Origin of the sequence: Parasalinivibrio latis, assembly GCF_036825535.1 — a bacterium.
Classification (GTDB): domain Bacteria; phylum Pseudomonadota; class Gammaproteobacteria; order Enterobacterales; family Vibrionaceae; genus Parasalinivibrio; species Parasalinivibrio latis.
Genome location: NZ_CP098813.1, coordinates 1770356 through 1786072 on the forward strand (window position 1 = coordinate 1770356; position 15717 = coordinate 1786072).

A 15717-nucleotide genomic window follows, 5' to 3' on the forward strand; every position below is an offset into this window, starting at 1 on the left:
TGGCTCAATCTGTAGACGGATATTTAACAGTCAGGGCTCTTTCCTGACGCCAGGCTTTAAAAAGCTCGCTCAATGTAGGGACGTTGTGGCCCGCTTTTCTTTGCTGATCACCAATTTCGTAAAGTATCCGGTATTGCTTAAGCAACATTTTGACAGCCCCTACATAGGTGGACTTGTTATCCCAGATATGGACAGACTCACTGGATGCACCGTTGAGTTCGATGATTGTGAAGTCTTTACCTGCCATCAGTGACGTTATAGTGCGAAATTTCACATCCAACCTGCCAAAGAAGAAACCAGGTACATCAGCCAACACCTCGTCAAGCTTACGTGTCAGCGCTTCCGTGATGTATTCGTTACCATTTCTGAAAATTGCGCCTTTGCTGTGGCTTCCTGAAAAAACCAGGTTCAGCACTTCGCCATCAGGCAAAACTTCATCCAACCGGTTTTCAAAGCGTGAAAAGTAGATATGGCTGAGTTTTTCTGCCCGGCTGTCGGATTCAATCAACCCCCGCAACGTCGTCACCCCATCCCCGACGACAAAAGGGATATACTTAAAACCCATTGAAATAATTTTTCCCCGGGAGGAATCCGGGTACCGCGTATAGAAAATGCCGACCTCTGCGCTCCAAGGGGCTTTTTCCTGCAACAGGAAATCCTGCTCCTTAGGAAAGTCTTCCATGTAACGCTGCAGATCAGAGTCATTCTTAATCAACCGCACACCAGCCCCACGGCACCCCATGTCAGGTTTTGCGACTACCGGGTAGTTCAGCCCCGATGCGATCAACCTCTCCTTGCTCCGGGAAAAAGCCTCAGTCGAACGTTCTCTGGACCGGTTCAGTGTTATAAATGGCAGGATATAATCTCTGGCTTTACCTCGTGCCAGTGAAAGAATGGCGGTTTTAGACTCCCCGACCATTCCACTCAAATGTATACCCGGGTTAGCGGCAAGCGGTAACGTCAGGCTTCGGTAGCGTATCGCCATAATGATCGATTGAATTACCACCGGTGTGTACATTACCCATGCGGGCATAAATTCAAACCAGGAAAGATCCGGTCCATCGGTATGCATTTCGGGCATACCTTCATTTGGTATGTTGCGGCGTAATTCTTCTGATCTTTCCGCAGGCTTGTTATCGATCAACGATTGCATCCCTTTTTCCCTTATCTGTATTTTTTAGGGTGTATTTAGTATCGAGCCTTTTTACTGATAGTCGATTTACCAGGTAAAGCATCAGGGCAACAGCTGGTACTAACAGCCATTTAAAGTGGCTGTTATAGAGCCACTCGCTGCTACCCAAGTTGTAAACACCTGTGAACACCACAAGCGTCCACAACGCTGTTGCCAGCCCAACGCCAACAGAAAATTTGATAAGACCTATATGAAAAAATCCACTCAGGCTAAACCCAACGGCGCGCAAGCCAGGGACAAACCGAATAAGGAAAACATTTGCAATGATATGTTTACTGAACCGGTGTTTAATCGTTTTAAAGTACCGGTTTCTGAATAGACGATATCGAAGCAAGCGTGAATAACGGGCAAGATACCCCAGGCCGTACAACCCCAAATCTCCTGAGGCAATACCAACAAACGTGGCAGCCAAAGCAACAGGCAATGACACAGCACCCTCTGAAGCAGCTACCGCAGCAAACGCGATGGCGACATCTTCCAGTAAATACGATATGAGGATGATCAAAAGTGCCATCTGCCAGGGATTAGACGAAATCTCAGGAAGCCAATCGGGCATTGTCTCCCTCCATGAAAACTTTAAACTCTGGTCGCATGTATGTTTCAGCCAACCAATAACTCCTCGTTGCTTTTACCTTGAGTTTTTCTGACAAGTGTGTCTGCCTATATCCAGAATAGTAACAACACAAAACATATGGACAGGCTATCTCTCCCATTTCTTTCACAAGTATCGCAAATAATTAGATTTTGACTATTTGACAATAGGCTCCACACTGAAAATAGCACCGTCCAATCTACCTTGGTTGTGTGTAGCAATAGTGATACGCTGAACGCCAATTCATTTTGTCCTGCGTTCCAAGCACGCTTTGGAGGCATTATGCTTGAAGCCCAAACGGCCCGTTCCGTTATCGACCACGCCCTTTTCTCCGGGGCTGATTTCGCAGAACTATTCATAGAAAAACACCATTCCGGCAACGTTGAGCTGCTTACAGGTGATGTTGACAAAGTCCAGTCTGGTATCGATTTCGGTATCGGAGTCAGATTATTTTTTGGGCACAAGGTTCTCTACGGTTATACAAACAGTAAAGATGAAGAAAAGCTAAAACGCGTAGTTTCTGCTTTGTGTGCACAGGATCTAAGAGAACAATTGATTCAACCGGTTAGCTTTTTACAGCCGGTTCAAAGAAACAATCATCCGTCACTGCAAGGGTTTTCTGCAGACAGCAAAGTTGAAGAAAAAATCGCTTTCCTGCGCAAGATTGATCATCGGGCACGCAACCATAGCAACAAAATCACCCAAGTCATCAGCAGGGTTTTGCAACGTGAGCAAAATATCCAAATCTATAATTCACTTGGTCTGGAAACATCTGATACCCGCCATTACACACGTATCAGCTCAACCGTAATTGCCGCTGATGGCGATGAACAAAGCAACGGGTTTGAGTCTCCCGGTGCACTGAGTGGCTGGGAATTCCACCGCCAGATAGATCCGGAAGCCCTGGCTGACACAGTTTGTGCCCAAGCTTTGGTAAAACTTGGCGCAGTGCCATGCCCTTCCGGTGAGATGCCGGTAGTTATTGGTAATGGTTTTGGCGGGGTTATTTTCCACGAAGCCTGTGGTCACCTGCTTGAAACAACATCCGTTGCTAAAAAAGCCTCTGTCTTCCACGACAAAATGGGGGAAATGATCGCTAACCCTGTGGTCAACGCCGTAGACGACGGTACGCTGGCCAACGAATGGGGCTCAATCAATATCGACGACGAAGGCCTGAAAACACAGCGAACCCAGCTAATCAAAGACGGCAAGCTCACCAGCTTTATGGTTGACCGTATGGGTGGCATGAAGACAGGCTTTGAGCCAACAGGTTCAGGACGACGTGAATCCTACAAATTCGCCCCGACATCACGTATGCGCAATACCTTCATCGAGCCCGGAGACAGCAGTTTTGATGACATGATCAGTTCTGTTGAACGCGGCATCTACGCCAAGAAAATGGGCGGCGGTTCAGTGCAACCTGGTACTGGTGAATTTAATTTCGCCGTTCAGGAAGCTTACCTGATTGAAAACGGCAAAATAACCAGCCCTCTAAAATCTGCAACACTGATCAGCACCGGCCCTAAGGTATTGAAAGAAATCAGTATGGTCGGAAGTGATTTTGCCCTTGCCGCGGGTATGTGCGGGTCTGTCAGTGGCGCTGTTCCAACCACCGTCGGGCAGGCAACATTAAAAGTAGATAACATTCTGGTGGGAGGAGGTAACTGATGACTGCACATAATATCCTGGCAGAATCCGCCGATTTCGTTCTGTCCCTTGCAAAAAAACAAGGGGTTGATGCAGATGTCATCGCCAGCCAGAGTGAAGGCTTATCCCTTAAATCTGATCAGGGCAGCTTGTCTGAATACAAGGTTACTGCCAGCCAGGTAATTGGAATCCGGGTTGCCAAAGACCAGAAGGTTGCAATCAGCTATTCAGAGTCATTTGAACCCGAAAGCCTTGAGCTGATGGTGCGAGAGGCCATCACAAACGCCCGCTACAGCAAAATAGACAAGCATCAGGCCATTCGTGCGGAAAACCAGTGCCTGTCCACACCTGAATCCGAAATATTCAAACAGGAAACAGCTTCTATTGATGACAAAATAGCGTTGGCGCTGTCGCTGGAGCAATCTGTTATCGATAAGCCACTGGCTAAATCAGCCCCGTATAACAGTTACAGTGATTCATCATCATCCATTGTGCTGGCAAATACCTTGGGAAGCTATTGCAGTCACCGTGAACGCAGATTTACGTGCTATACGTCTGCACTTATTGATCACAATGACAAACAGTCGATGTATCTTGGTGCATCTGTTGGCCGGTCTTTTGGCGATCTTAATGCAAGTTGGTGTGTAAACCATGCTTACGATACCGCACAGGCGTTACTTGAAGGTGGCCCAGTTAAAACAGGGCAGTACGCCGTAATCTTCGATCAGGATTCCCTGAATGAGCTGATGGGTGCGTTCGGCAGCTGTTTTTCAGGTGAGTCCGCCAAACGAGGTACGAACCCATGGAAAGATAAGACTGGTACACTCGTTGCCAGCCCCTTACTCAGTTTTTCCGACATCGCTTATGTCGAAGACGGTATGGCGGTAAAATCATTTGATGGGGAAGGTTTTCCTACTGGGGATACGTCCCTGATTGAAGAAGGAAAGCTCATTGGCTTTCTCCATAACAGTGCTACCGCAGACTACTTCGGCGTTACCCATACAGCAAACGCCGGTCGTTCTGCGAAAGGCGCACTGTCGATTAGCTCCCGACACGACATTATCGCTGCCGGAAAATCATCTTCAGCTGAAGTCACTTCTGGCGAGTATTTAGAAATTATCGATCTCCAGGGTGTCCATTCCGGGGCTGACCCAATCAGTGGTGAGTTTTCCTTTGGTGCAGCAGGGTTTCTTTGCCGAGACGGTAAGCGTATCCGCCCGGTTCGTGGCATTACAGTCGCGGGGAACTATTACAGAATGCTGCAAGAAGTGGACGCTGTAAGCGACACACTAATCCCAGATTACAGCCGTACCTTCTTCGCCCCAACAATTCGCTTTGCAAGACTTAGCGTTGCCGGCGAGTAAGCCGTTCCTGCCTGTAAATATGGCCGGGCTTGCCCGGCCATATTTTAATTCCCCGATGGGTAACCAGCTGACAAAGCCAGCATATCAAACGCATCAAACAGCGCCTGGCTTTTCATGATCCGGCCATGACCCAGCCCTTCAGTTGCCACCAGGTGTACATGGTCCCAGCCCGCCGCTTCCATAGACGGACCGAAATTGGCAAAACGGTCATGCCTGTCGTGGACGATTACCACCTTGGATCGTCTGGATTTCAGCTTCTCAAAGGGATCGATAGAAAATATTGGGTAACTGTATTTATCTTCTACCTCTTTCACCACTTCATCAAAAAGCCTCATTGAATACCCGGAAGCCCTTACAGTTCCGTAAAGGTTATCCCGGTAGTTCAATACCGGAGCGATAAGTAATACGGGTTTCCCACTTAACGACGGATGTGTGCTTTCCAATGCTCCGGCGCCCGCCATACTGTGTGTTACCAGCCCCTCAATATGGTCAAACTGACCTAACAAATCGTTCAGGGCTGTAACAAAACTCGGGAGGCTGCTGTGCGTCCCTTCACTTTCCCCATGCGCCGGCTGGTCATAAGCCAGAGCGGTAAACCCGGCGTTAGCAATGTGCTCCATCAAAGGGTAAAACTGGCTGGAGGACCCAGACCAACCATGGCTCAGCAACCACATTGGCCCATTGCCTATTTGATAGGTCATCAACTCGCCTTCCGAAGTATTTATCGTTTTTTTAATTAGACCTGCCGGCTCTCTATTCACCACCCGCCCTTTTACCGGTGTGAGAAACAGTTTCCGGGCAGTTTTTTTTGCATGTTTGGGTGCCAATAGATAATGAAGGCCAGTAATGACGGATACTGCTTTTCTCTTCACACTAAAGCGCCTGTGATTCTTGAAATAGATCTTGCTGCTCATAACTCAGCCTCCACAATCGCCCCAAAATAGAACGACCGTACTATTTTATGGGTTTTAAAAAACTTGTTAACCGGGGTTACTAAACCCTCCGGCATTGGGACATCAGTATGTCCACCCCTTTCCAGAACATTTCAGCATCGACGGACTCTTTTCCCATCGACCGGAAAAGATGGCTGCTAAGGTAAACACCATACAACTGATAAACTGCCTGCCAAGTGTCTAACCCCTGCTGAAACTCGCCAGACTCGCAACCGGCAACAAACTGGCGGTTCAAATAATCCAGCCAGCGAACAGTAACTTTCTGAAGTGTCAGCTGAACTTCATCCGTTTCTCCTCCGGCAGTACTTCGCCAGGCATCAAGAAACAGGCAGCTTCCCTGAAAATTACTGTTCCAATTCAACCAATTCTCAGCCAGCTTTCTCAGCTTCAACTCATAACTTTCGTAACATTCAAGCCTGACAGGCTGGATTATACGTTCTACAAAGCGATCACTGGCGTATTCTATTACAGCTATCTGAAGGTTTTCGCGAGAGTTAAAATGGGCAAATACCCCGCTTTTCGACATCTCAGATGCCTTGGCAAGTGACCCAATGGTCAGGCTTTCCAGCCCGTCTTCACTGGCCAACTCAAATGCCCGGCCAAGAATATGTTCTCTCGTAATCCGGCTTTTACTCATCACTGCGTCCTAACTGAACTGCCTATACGAATAGCACGACCGTACTTTTAAGGCAATACCTATCAAAACGATAAACCAAATCAAATTCATCACCAAAGAGAATGTAGGTAACCTGAACTCATAGTAAAGAGGCACCGAAATCCCCGCTTCGTAATGGATATACCCATAGAGGAATACAGTATGAGCCAGAATTACAATCTTATTGGTCTTGATCGCAAACAATCAGAAACCCTCGCGCAAGACCTGAATACCCTGCTCGCACACTATCAGGTGATGTACAGCAATGCACGTGGCTTTCATTGGAACATTCAAGGCCGGGCATTTTTCGAACTGCACGTAAAGTTTGAGGAGATTTATACTGACTTGCAGATGAAGGTTGATGAAATAGCAGAGCGTATTCTGACCCTGGGGTATGCCCCAGAACACCGTTTCAGTCAGTATTTACAACAAAGTGATATTGCTGAGCACCCTTATGAAACAGATGGTATCGCGAGCGTCCGTAGTCTGGTAAACGGTTTCAGCAAGTTGATTATCTTACAACGCCGCATTCTCAGTGAAGCAGGGGATGCAGGGGATGAAGGGACTGCATCACAGATGGGCGACTACATCAGAGAGCAGGAAAAGCTGGTGTGGATGCTTAATGCCTACCTTCAGTAACCGTCTGCGACCATACCGGCAATGTGTATTGCCGGTATTTTGTGTCCACGAAAAAATAAAATATTCACCGCGATTTATATACAAACACTTTTTAATACAATGAGTTAATACTTTATTTGTACAAAATGTGCTCTATCTCACTGATTAGTAAGATTATTTGAAAATTGATTTGACTTAATAAATGAGATAACTTTCGCATCCATTCATAGAACAAAAAAATCCCCGTACTTATATGCACCTTTTAAAAATGTCGCGCTTTTCCCGGCGAGCGACAGTTGGCCTTATATGCTTGTTGCCTTTGGCAATAACCGCTCTTGTCAGTTACCCAATTTCCGTTTCCACAGTCAATCAGGAACTCATGCAGGCCGGAGAGGCTTACCAGCAGCGCTTAGATTTTCAACTGTTACAGCTCCAGACCCTGAATCACCAAAATCTCACCGGTACATTTAAGAAATGTGAGCGATTAAAGGCCAAATACCATTTTGCCACTTACATGCAGGATGTTTACGTCTTTAATAACAGTGAAGTCACCTGCTCAAAAGACCTTGGTTCATTGAACAAGCCACTTCCTGACTTTCTCTCTTCTCTGGTCAACGAAGGACAGCACGTCGTTATTGCTCCTCCGTTTCCTCAAACAGGTAACAGACCCACCATCATATTAATTGAGCGAGATCCTCAAACGGGGAAAGGATCTGCGACAATTGTAGATGGTGAATATATTGAAAATGACTTTAAGGCACTTGAGTTCCGGAAAGCACGCGGGGTGTTTCTGGAAATCAACGGCCAACGCTTGCCAGTCAATACATTGGCCGAAACCGGACAGGTGATTATCCATTCCAAGCAGTTTGGTTATGACATTCACTTATTGGTCTCGCCAGAAGCGGTTCTCCATACCTACCGCGACTACCTGCTGGCACTGTTCCCTCTAACAGCTGTTTTGTCGCTATTTTTGGCCATCCTTGTCTGGAAATACATCAGTGAACGTCACACATTGGTGGACGACATTGAAAGGGGAATCACCAACCGCGAATTTTTCCTGGTATACCAGCCTATTTTCCAGACAGCTACCAACACCATCACGGGTGTAGAGGTATTGGTTCGTTGGCAACACCCTAAATTGGGATTGGTCAGCCCGGACCTGTTTATTTGCATGGCGGAAAAGCACGGCCTGATCATTCCGCTGACTGATTACATTCTAAAGGTAGCTCGCCAGGAACTGGGGTCACTCCATTTCGACCAGTCATTCCATGTTGGTGTTAACGTTGCCCCCTCTCATCTTACAGATGTTGACCCAACGGCATATTTCACACGCTATAAGAAGGCGTTTTTGCGCCGCAACATGCACCTTTGTATTGAAGTTACTGAGCGACAATTTCTCAATGAATCAGCAGCCCACACTATATCGGCCCTTCAAGAAGCCGGGGTTGAAGTTGCCATTGATGATTTCGGTACCGGACAAACATCGTTGTCAGTATTCCCTAAGATTTCTGTGGATTACCTGAAAATTGACAAATGTTTCATCGATACCATCGGTCAGGAATCGGTAAATTCACACGTTCTGGAAGGCATCATCGCGCTCGGCAAAAAAATGAACTTTGCCCTGATCGCTGAAGGGGTAGAAACCTCTGATCAAGCTGCATACCTGGTGAACCAAAAGGTGGATTACCTTCAGGGTTACCTAATCGCTAAACCTCTGCGTATAAGGGAGCTTAAAAACTTCCTGAAACGAAATGAAAAGCAACTGAGAATTGCTGCTTAAGATAAATTTCAAAAAACAAAAAAGAACGCCGGCACATAGCCGGCGTCTTTATGCTTACTTCAAATTGATATTAATTATCATGTGATAATTTATGGAAATCGACGCTTTCTTCCGTCTCTCCTGCATGAATATCATTAAAGCGCTCTACATCCATCGCGCCTTCTGACTTGGCAACGACACAGGTAACCATACAGTCCCCGGTTATGTTCACGGCGGTACGGATCATATCCAGCAAGCGGTCTACACCCATAATCAGGGCAATGCCTTCCAACGGCAAACCGACTTGATTCAGAACCATTGCCAGCATGACCAAACCCACACCTGGTACACCGGCAGTACCCACTGATGCAAGGGTTGCCGTCAGGATCACTGAAAGGTAATCAGCCATTGTCAGGTCGATATTAAATGCCTGAGCAATAAATACCGTCGCTACACCCTGCATGATGGCTGTACCGTCCATGTTTACAGTAGCGCCTAACGGTACAGTGAATGAAGCAATACGGTTACTGACGCCCATTTTGTGGGTTGCTGTTTCCATTGTTACCGGAATCGTAGCGTTGGAAGATGCAGTGGAAAATGCAAACATCACAGCATCTTCCATTTTCTTGAGGAATGTCAGTGGGCTGAGGCCTGTAAAGGCTTTCAGGATACCGGTATAAACCAACGTAGCATGGAGAATCAGGGTTCCAGCAAGTACGAGGAAGTACTCTGCAAGGCTGTATATTGCATCCAACCCGATCGTTGTAAACAGCTTTGCCATCAGACAGAACACACCATAAGGCGCAATGTTCATTAAAAGTGCTACCAACTTCATGATGACTTCATTCAGGTCATTGAAGAAATCAGCAATGCGCTTGCCCGGTTTGCCCGAAGCACTGATAGCAATGCCGAACAAAATGGCAAAGACGATAATCTGGAGGGTATTTCCTTCAGCCATCGCATGGATCGGGTTTGTGGGGAACATGCCAATTAATACATCACCAAGGGATGGTGCATCTTTGGCCTGAAATGCTGACGCGGCCGTTAAATCTGCGCCACTGCCAGGTTGGAACAATAACGCCATACCGATGGCTAAAGTTATTGCGACAGCCGTTGTAGCGAGATATAAGCCGAGAGTTTTGCCCCCCAACCGGCCCAGCGTTGAAATATCCTTCAAAGAGCTGGTGCCGCATACAAGTGATACAAACACTAATGGGACTACCAGCATCTTCAAACTGGCGATAAATATCTTGCCACCAACATCAAAAAGACCGTGGACCAGATAATCGTTGATGAGCTTTATATCAGCCAAAAAATTGCTGACAATCAGTCCCGTAGCAATACCCAGCACCATGCCAATAAGTACACGTGCAGTCAGGGACATTGGTTGTTTTTTTGCGGTATTCATCGCTGAACACTCCTTTGTTGTATTCACTTCCAAATTCCGGAAGCCGATGCAATTTAACCGCTTACTCTCATAAAATTGAAAGCACTTTACCCCAAACAACATCCCTTATGTGATATTGATCTCCTATTATGAAGGCACAAGTAACACATCATTAACTACAGAAAATCCTAATTGCAACATTATAATCTATATGGCTACATTCGGTAATTGTACTTCAGCATGCTTGCCTATTCCTGATAGCCATATGTTCATGCAGCAGATGCCTGTATTTCCCCGTGATAACGCACACCATAAAAAATACGGTACAGCACTGGTACAACAAGGAGTGTCAACACTGTGGCGAAACCCAGTCCAAACATAATGGTTACAGCCATCGGGCGGAAAAAAACATCGGGCAGCAGGGGTAACATACCCAAAATTGTCGTGATTGCAGCCATACAGACTGGTCTGACACGACTGACAGACGCATCAATAATAGCGTCGTACCGGCTTTTGCCGCTGATTAGTTCAATATTAATTTGGTCGATCAGCACAATCCCATTTTTGATCAACATGCCAGACAGGCTCAGGAAGCCCAGCAGGGCCATAAACCCAAATGGTGTGTCCAAAACCAACAGGCCAACCGTTACCCCAATAATAGCCATGGGCACGGTTAGCCAAACGATGATCGCGTCTTTAACGGAATTGAACAAAAGTATGGTTACCAGGAACATAAACAGGTAACCCATAGGCATTGTACTAAAAAGGGATGCCTGAGCATCACCGGATGACTCATATTCCCCGCCCCACTCAAGTGCATAACCGGCAGGCAACCGGATTTGTTCAATCACAGGCTGAATCCTTGCTTGAATGGTTGCTGCAGTTTGTTCTCCTAAAGGGTCAGGGTCGGCGAATACCGTTAAAACCCTCTTACGGTTCTCTCTGACAATTAAAGGATCTTCCCACTCGATGTTGTAACCCAACGCCACTTGTTGCAAAGGGATAAACTGCTGGATTACCGGGCTCCAGATTTTCATCCCCTCAATGGTATTAACATCAACACGTTCACTTTGGGGAAGGCGGGCAACAATAGGCATCAGGTTTGTCCCATCCCGGTATAAACCAACACGGGTACCTGAAAATGACATTTCAAGCAGGCTGTCAACATCCTGCTTGGTTACGCCGTAACGCCTGGCCTGGCTTTCATTAAACTGCGGTTGTATAACCTTACTGCGTTCACGCCAGTCGTGCCGGATGTTAACGGTATCAGGATCTGCTTCCAACACTGCCCGGATTTTAGCCGCGACAGAACGTAAAACAGTGGGATCTGACCCAATGACCCTTGCTTCAATTTTAGAGCCTGATGAAGGACCAAGTTCAATCCGCTTGAGTTTGTATTCCACCTCTGGATGCCTCGCATCCAGTTCATCCCTCACCCGGTTCAAAAGCGGAATCACATCTTCATAGCCACCTGTTCGGACAATCAGTTCGCCGTAGGATGCATAGCTTTTTTCTGGCGCGTAAGTCAGCATAAAGCGTTGTGTACCCTGGCCTGTACTGGTAGACACGTATGTCACATCATCCTGTTTCAGTAGCCATTTTTCCAAATCATCCATCTTATCTGCAGTCGCGTGGATGTCAGTACCTTCTGGCATCCAAACGTCAACCATAAACATTGGGGTAGTTGATGAAGGGAAAAACGCTTGCTTGATGAACCCAAATCCCCAAATAGCCGATGCAAGGCAGATAACCAGAAAAGCGATTGAAGGATAGGCATGGTGCATACAGAACTTGAGCACGCTGCGGTAGGCTGTGAAAACCACACCCCGGTATGGGTCTTCATTGCTCTCTTCACCGCTGGCCGATTCCTTGAAAAAGAGGTTGGCGAAAAACGGAGTCAGCGTAATCGCGGTAAACCAGCTCAACATCAGAGATATAAGCAGGACAGTAAACAGTGTCCCACAGTATTCCCCGGTTGCATCGTCTGACAAACCAATAGGCGCAAAGGCAGTAACTGCAATGACAGTCGCCCCGAGCAATGGCCATTTAGTCTGGGTAACGATATCTGAGGCGGCTTCAATCCGGGTACGCCCTTTCTTCAACCCGATGAGAATCCCTTCAACCACCACGATGGCGTTGTCTACCAGCATACCCAGTGCGATGACCAAAGCACCGAGTGAAATCCGCTGCAGATCAATATGGTAGTACTTCATAAAAACAAAGGTACCTAACACCGTCAGCAGGAGGATGAGTCCAATCAGCAAACCTGAGCGCAGGCCCATAAAGAACAGAAGCACCACAATAACGATAGCCACTGCCTGTCCCAGACTGACTACAAAGCCCTGTACTGAGTTATCAACTTCCGACGGCTGGTTGTAGACCTCCCCTATCTCCACCCCCACTGGTTGGTATTCGCGCAGCTCTACAAGCCGCTGGTCTATCCGTTTTCCAACCTCGACAACGTTTACCCCCTCGGAAAAGGAAATACCGACATTCAGTGCCAGTCGGTTGTTGTACGTCACCAGGTTTCCGGGAATCTCCTCATAACCCCGTGTAATGCTGGCTACGTCCCGTAGGTATATCAGTCCCTGGGCACCTGAATCGCTGATGATCAAATCGCCCAGCTCTTTTACGGATGCAAACTCTCCCGTGGGGTGAATACGTATATATTCATTCCCAATACGAATAGCCCCTGCGTCACTGACCACATTCTGTGTTTCCAACAGCCCGAATATGACCTGTGGATCAATACCCAGGCTGGTCAGCCGTTGCATGGAAATTTCGATAAACACCTGTTCTTGTTGAACACCTGAGACCTGTACTTTCCCTACGCCCTCTACCAATTCAAGCTCCCTGCGCAGGTAATCGACATAGTCACTCAGCTCGGCATAGCTGTATCCCTCGCCGGTGACGGCAAGGAGAATGCCGTATACATCACCGAAATCGTCTATTATTCGGGGCTTATAGACTCCTGGGGGGAAGGTGTTTTCGATGTCCGTCACTTTGCGCCGCATTTCATCCCAGATTTGTGGCAAGTCTTCGGGCCCGTAGTTGTTCTTCATACTGACCGTAATCTGGGACAGGCCACGGCTTGATGTCGATTTAACTTTATCCACATAAACCAACTGCTGCACAGCTTTCTCAAGGGGATATGTCACCTCTTCTTCTACCTGTTGGGGTGTGGCCCCTGGGTAGCTGGTGATGATCATGGCATCCTTGAGGGTGAATGCGGGGTCTTCCAGTCGTCCCAGCCCCAGGAATGCGATGGTTCCTCCAATGACAAAAATCAATGTCAGCATCCAACTGATCACAGAGTTTTTAATAAAATAGGTGGCGATGTTCTGCTTCATACCTGATCCCCCTCGCCTTTCAATACTGTTACTTCCTGGCCTTCCGTTAACCTGCTGACACCCGACACAACAATCGACTCTCCGGTGTTCACGCCTGCCCTTATCCGTATACCGGTTGGTGTCAATCTCTCCAGAAGAACATGCCTTTTGGTAACCCGGCTTTGTTCGTCAACTATCCAGACGTACATGTTGTCTGCATCAAGACTGTCCCCGTCACCGTTAAAAATTGCTTCCAAGGGGATTTCAATCGCATTGGCATCGTAGGTTCTCAGTCCTTCCCCACTTGCATTCACTTCAACTGTCATTCCATCCAGAATCATTCTGTCTGCAGGCATAGGCATGGTAAGTGTGACAAGAAATGCACCCGAATCGGGATCCGGTTCCACTGTGTACTCTTTTAACGTCAGCCTGTATTCCTTGCCGTCTCCAAATGTCACCCTGGGATCGACCTTTTGGGTAACTTCGGCAGATCCCCGCTGTGAGTGGGCCACATACAGAATGTCTGCGGCCTGTATTTTGATATCGACATCCGATGTCTTATGAATATTCATAACCGGTTGGCCCACACCAACCTGCTCAAAGTTGTCAACCGGCACGCGGGAGATGATTCCATCAAAAGGGGCGACCAATTGGGTGAAACTCTTTCGCAGCCTCGCGAGGTCAAAATCTGCTTTGGCTATATCTCTCTGTGCCCTCAATTCATCGTATTGTGACTTTGCAATGGAGCCGGACTTCACCAATCTCTCTGCCCTGGAAAACTGGTTTTGCGCAAGGTCATACCCTGCTCTGGCATCATCAACTGCCAACTGGAAATCCGTATCATCTATTGCAGCCAGAAGCTCTCCCTTGCTCACTAAATCGCCAGGCTTAACATTTAGGATGGTCACTTCCCCTCCAACCCGGAAAGAAAGCTCTGACCGGTCTGCCGCTGCTGCTACTGCGGGAAAGTGAAGACGGGGTGACAGGGTTTGCTCGCTCACAGTAACCACCGAGACTGTCGGGATACGATCCTGTGAGATGACCTCATCCCGCTCACACCCAGCCATCAACAAAACTGCGGAAAGAATTGGCCAAATTGCGTATTTATTTTCCATCGGTTTCATAAGCCCCGCTCCTTCACCCATTCCACCACTTTGTCACCTTCCCTCAGTGCCCCGATTCCTGTTGAAACGATTTGATCACCGTCTGACAGCCCGGAAACCAAGACACCGGAAGAAATTTCTACAGGTACAAGCGTGACAGCGCCATCGACGCCCACCTTCCATACGCTTGTTGTCCCGTTGCCAGCCTGAACCAAGGCTGATTCCGGGACTAGCGAGCTGTTTGCTGCATCAACCTCAACACTTACCCTTGCAGACATCCCAGGAAGGACATTGATGTTGTCAGGGCGTGGCATAGTGAGCGTAACTTTATAACTACCGGTTTTAGGGTCAGCTTCCGTATCAATTTGTTTTAGTGTGGCGACAAAGGATTGGCTGGGGTAAGTATCAAACACCACATTGGCCTGATCATTCTCAGCATTGCCACTCAAACGGTTGATGAGGTGCTCAGGGAGTTGAAAAGTCACATTCACGATATCGCTGGTCTGAATGTTCATCACTGGTTCATTGGCGGTTACGTATTCAAAGTTTTCTTTAAACCGCAATGAAATAGCCCCTTTGTATGGTGCTCTAAGCGTGGCGTAACCAAGATTTGCATCCGCTTGTTCAAGGTTTGCTTTGGCCTCGTTAAGCTGGGACTTAGCCTGATCGTAATCTTGCTCTGAAACGACAAAGTCTTTTCTCAACTTGGAAGCCCGGTCAAACTGAACCTTAGCCAAATTGAAGGCAGCCTGAGCCTGTGCTTTGCGCAGCGCTAATTCCTGTGGATCAAGAACGGCCAATACCTCCCCTTCATCTACATTCATTCCTGCCTTGACTGGCATGTCCTTTAACTGCCCAGAAACCCGGAAGGTTAAAACCGCACTATCATCAGCGGTAACAACAGCCGGGAAAACTCTCTGGTTGACGCTGCCACTAACAGAAACAGTCAGAAGTTTTGCAGGCCGGGTTAACGGTTCGATCGGCACACTGGTTCGTTTTTCATGTTCACCACAACCTGCGAACAAAAGTACACCAACCATGAGAAACGTCCTTTTCATGGTATATCTCCAGATTTTAATTTTTTGTTTGACTTACAAAGAGGCAAAGTACGCAGCGCG

Annotated in this window: 12 protein-coding genes; 4 read left to right on the forward strand and 8 right to left on the reverse strand. The window is 47.5% G+C overall.

What is annotated here, in order from left to right; translation table 11 throughout:
• Window positions 1-4 precede the first annotated feature (4 nt).
• Both NF212_RS24955 and NF212_RS24960 read right to left on the reverse strand, forming a co-directional pair.
• Window positions 5-1081: a D-alanine--D-alanine ligase gene (locus NF212_RS24955; RefSeq protein WP_434362995.1), complete on the reverse strand. Its 1077-nt coding sequence runs from the start codon at window positions 1079-1081 to the stop codon at window positions 5-7.
• 52 nt (window positions 1082-1133) lie between these two features.
• A complete protein-coding gene (locus tag NF212_RS24960; RefSeq protein WP_434361717.1) occupies window positions 1134-1748 on the reverse strand; it encodes a DedA family protein in 615 nt (204 codons plus the stop codon).
• 318 nt (window positions 1749-2066) lie between these two features.
• Between NF212_RS24960 and NF212_RS24965 the strand changes: the two genes are divergently transcribed.
• Window positions 2067-3452: a TldD/PmbA family protein gene (locus NF212_RS24965; protein WP_434361719.1), complete on the forward strand. Its 1386-nt coding sequence runs from the start codon at window positions 2067-2069 to the stop codon at window positions 3450-3452.
• Window positions 3452-4795 carry a TldD/PmbA family protein gene (locus NF212_RS24970; protein ID WP_434361721.1) on the forward strand — a complete coding sequence of 448 codons (1344 nt, stop codon included), beginning with the start codon at window positions 3452-3454 and terminating at the stop codon, window positions 4793-4795. The genes NF212_RS24965 and NF212_RS24970 overlap by 1 nt, the downstream gene beginning before the upstream one ends.
• Before the next feature lie 44 nt (window positions 4796-4839).
• Here the strand turns inward: NF212_RS24970 and NF212_RS24975 are convergent, their stop codons facing one another.
• Window positions 4840-5709 (reverse strand): alpha/beta hydrolase, encoded by an 870-nt coding sequence (locus tag NF212_RS24975; protein WP_434361722.1) that lies wholly within the window; start codon window positions 5707-5709, stop codon window positions 4840-4842.
• A gap of 79 nt (window positions 5710-5788) precedes the next feature.
• Window positions 5789-6385: a TetR/AcrR family transcriptional regulator gene (locus tag NF212_RS24980; protein WP_434361724.1), complete on the reverse strand. Its 597-nt coding sequence runs from the start codon at window positions 6383-6385 to the stop codon at window positions 5789-5791.
• 180 nt (window positions 6386-6565) lie between these two features.
• Here NF212_RS24980 and NF212_RS24985 point away from each other — a divergent pair, with 180 nt between their 5' ends.
• Window positions 6566-7042: a Dps family protein gene (locus NF212_RS24985; protein ID WP_434361726.1), complete on the forward strand. Its 477-nt coding sequence runs from the start codon at window positions 6566-6568 to the stop codon at window positions 7040-7042.
• Between the two features lie 358 nt (window positions 7043-7400).
• On the forward strand, window positions 7401-8801 hold the full coding sequence (locus NF212_RS24990; protein ID WP_434361728.1) for an EAL domain-containing protein: 1401 nt from the start codon (window positions 7401-7403) through the stop codon (window positions 8799-8801).
• Between the two features lie 70 nt (window positions 8802-8871).
• Here the strand turns inward: NF212_RS24990 and NF212_RS24995 are convergent, their stop codons facing one another.
• The 4 genes from NF212_RS24995 to NF212_RS25010 form a co-directional block, all read right to left on the reverse strand.
• On the reverse strand, window positions 8872-10188 hold the full coding sequence (locus tag NF212_RS24995) for a dicarboxylate/amino acid:cation symporter (protein WP_434361730.1): 1317 nt from the start codon (window positions 10186-10188) through the stop codon (window positions 8872-8874).
• A gap of 248 nt (window positions 10189-10436) precedes the next feature.
• Complete coding sequence (locus NF212_RS25000; RefSeq protein WP_434361731.1) at window positions 10437-13517, reverse strand: efflux RND transporter permease subunit; 3081 nt, start codon at window positions 13515-13517, stop codon at window positions 10437-10439.
• Window positions 13514-14620 (reverse strand): efflux RND transporter periplasmic adaptor subunit, encoded by a 1107-nt coding sequence (locus NF212_RS25005; protein ID WP_434361733.1) that lies wholly within the window; start codon window positions 14618-14620, stop codon window positions 13514-13516. Before NF212_RS25005 ends, NF212_RS25000 begins: the two co-directional genes overlap by 4 nt.
• Window positions 14617-15657: an efflux RND transporter periplasmic adaptor subunit gene (locus tag NF212_RS25010; RefSeq protein ID WP_434361735.1), complete on the reverse strand. Its 1041-nt coding sequence runs from the start codon at window positions 15655-15657 to the stop codon at window positions 14617-14619. The genes NF212_RS25005 and NF212_RS25010 overlap by 4 nt, the downstream gene beginning before the upstream one ends.
• Between the last annotated feature and the right edge of the window lie 60 nt (window positions 15658-15717).

What these genes read in the sequence shown, in the direction of transcription:
- NF212_RS24970 (WP_434361721.1), top strand. Translation starts at nt 3,452, where the DNA reads ATGACTGCACATAATATCCTGGCAGAATCCGCCGATTTCGTTCTGTCC.
- NF212_RS25010 (WP_434361735.1), bottom strand. Translation starts at nt 15,657, where the DNA reads ATGAAAAGGACGTTTCTCATGGTTGGTGTACTTTTGTTCGCAGGTTGT.
- NF212_RS24985 (WP_434361726.1), top strand. Translation starts at nt 6,566, where the DNA reads ATGAGCCAGAATTACAATCTTATTGGTCTTGATCGCAAACAATCAGAA.
- NF212_RS24980 (WP_434361724.1), bottom strand. Translation starts at nt 6,385, where the DNA reads ATGAGTAAAAGCCGGATTACGAGAGAACATATTCTTGGCCGGGCATTT.
- NF212_RS24965 (WP_434361719.1), top strand. Translation starts at nt 2,067, where the DNA reads ATGCTTGAAGCCCAAACGGCCCGTTCCGTTATCGACCACGCCCTTTTC.
- NF212_RS24995 (WP_434361730.1), bottom strand. Translation starts at nt 10,188, where the DNA reads ATGAATACCGCAAAAAAACAACCAATGTCCCTGACTGCACGTGTACTT.
- NF212_RS24990 (WP_434361728.1), top strand. Translation starts at nt 7,401, where the DNA reads ATGCAGGCCGGAGAGGCTTACCAGCAGCGCTTAGATTTTCAACTGTTA.
- NF212_RS24960 (WP_434361717.1), bottom strand. Translation starts at nt 1,748, where the DNA reads ATGCCCGATTGGCTTCCTGAGATTTCGTCTAATCCCTGGCAGATGGCA.
- NF212_RS24955 (WP_434362995.1), bottom strand. Translation starts at nt 1,081, where the DNA reads ATGCCCGAAATGCATACCGATGGACCGGATCTTTCCTGGTTTGAATTT.
- NF212_RS25005 (WP_434361733.1), bottom strand. Translation starts at nt 14,620, where the DNA reads ATGAAACCGATGGAAAATAAATACGCAATTTGGCCAATTCTTTCCGCA.
- NF212_RS25000 (WP_434361731.1), bottom strand. Translation starts at nt 13,517, where the DNA reads ATGAAGCAGAACATCGCCACCTATTTTATTAAAAACTCTGTGATCAGT.
- NF212_RS24975 (WP_434361722.1), bottom strand. Translation starts at nt 5,709, where the DNA reads ATGAGCAGCAAGATCTATTTCAAGAATCACAGGCGCTTTAGTGTGAAG.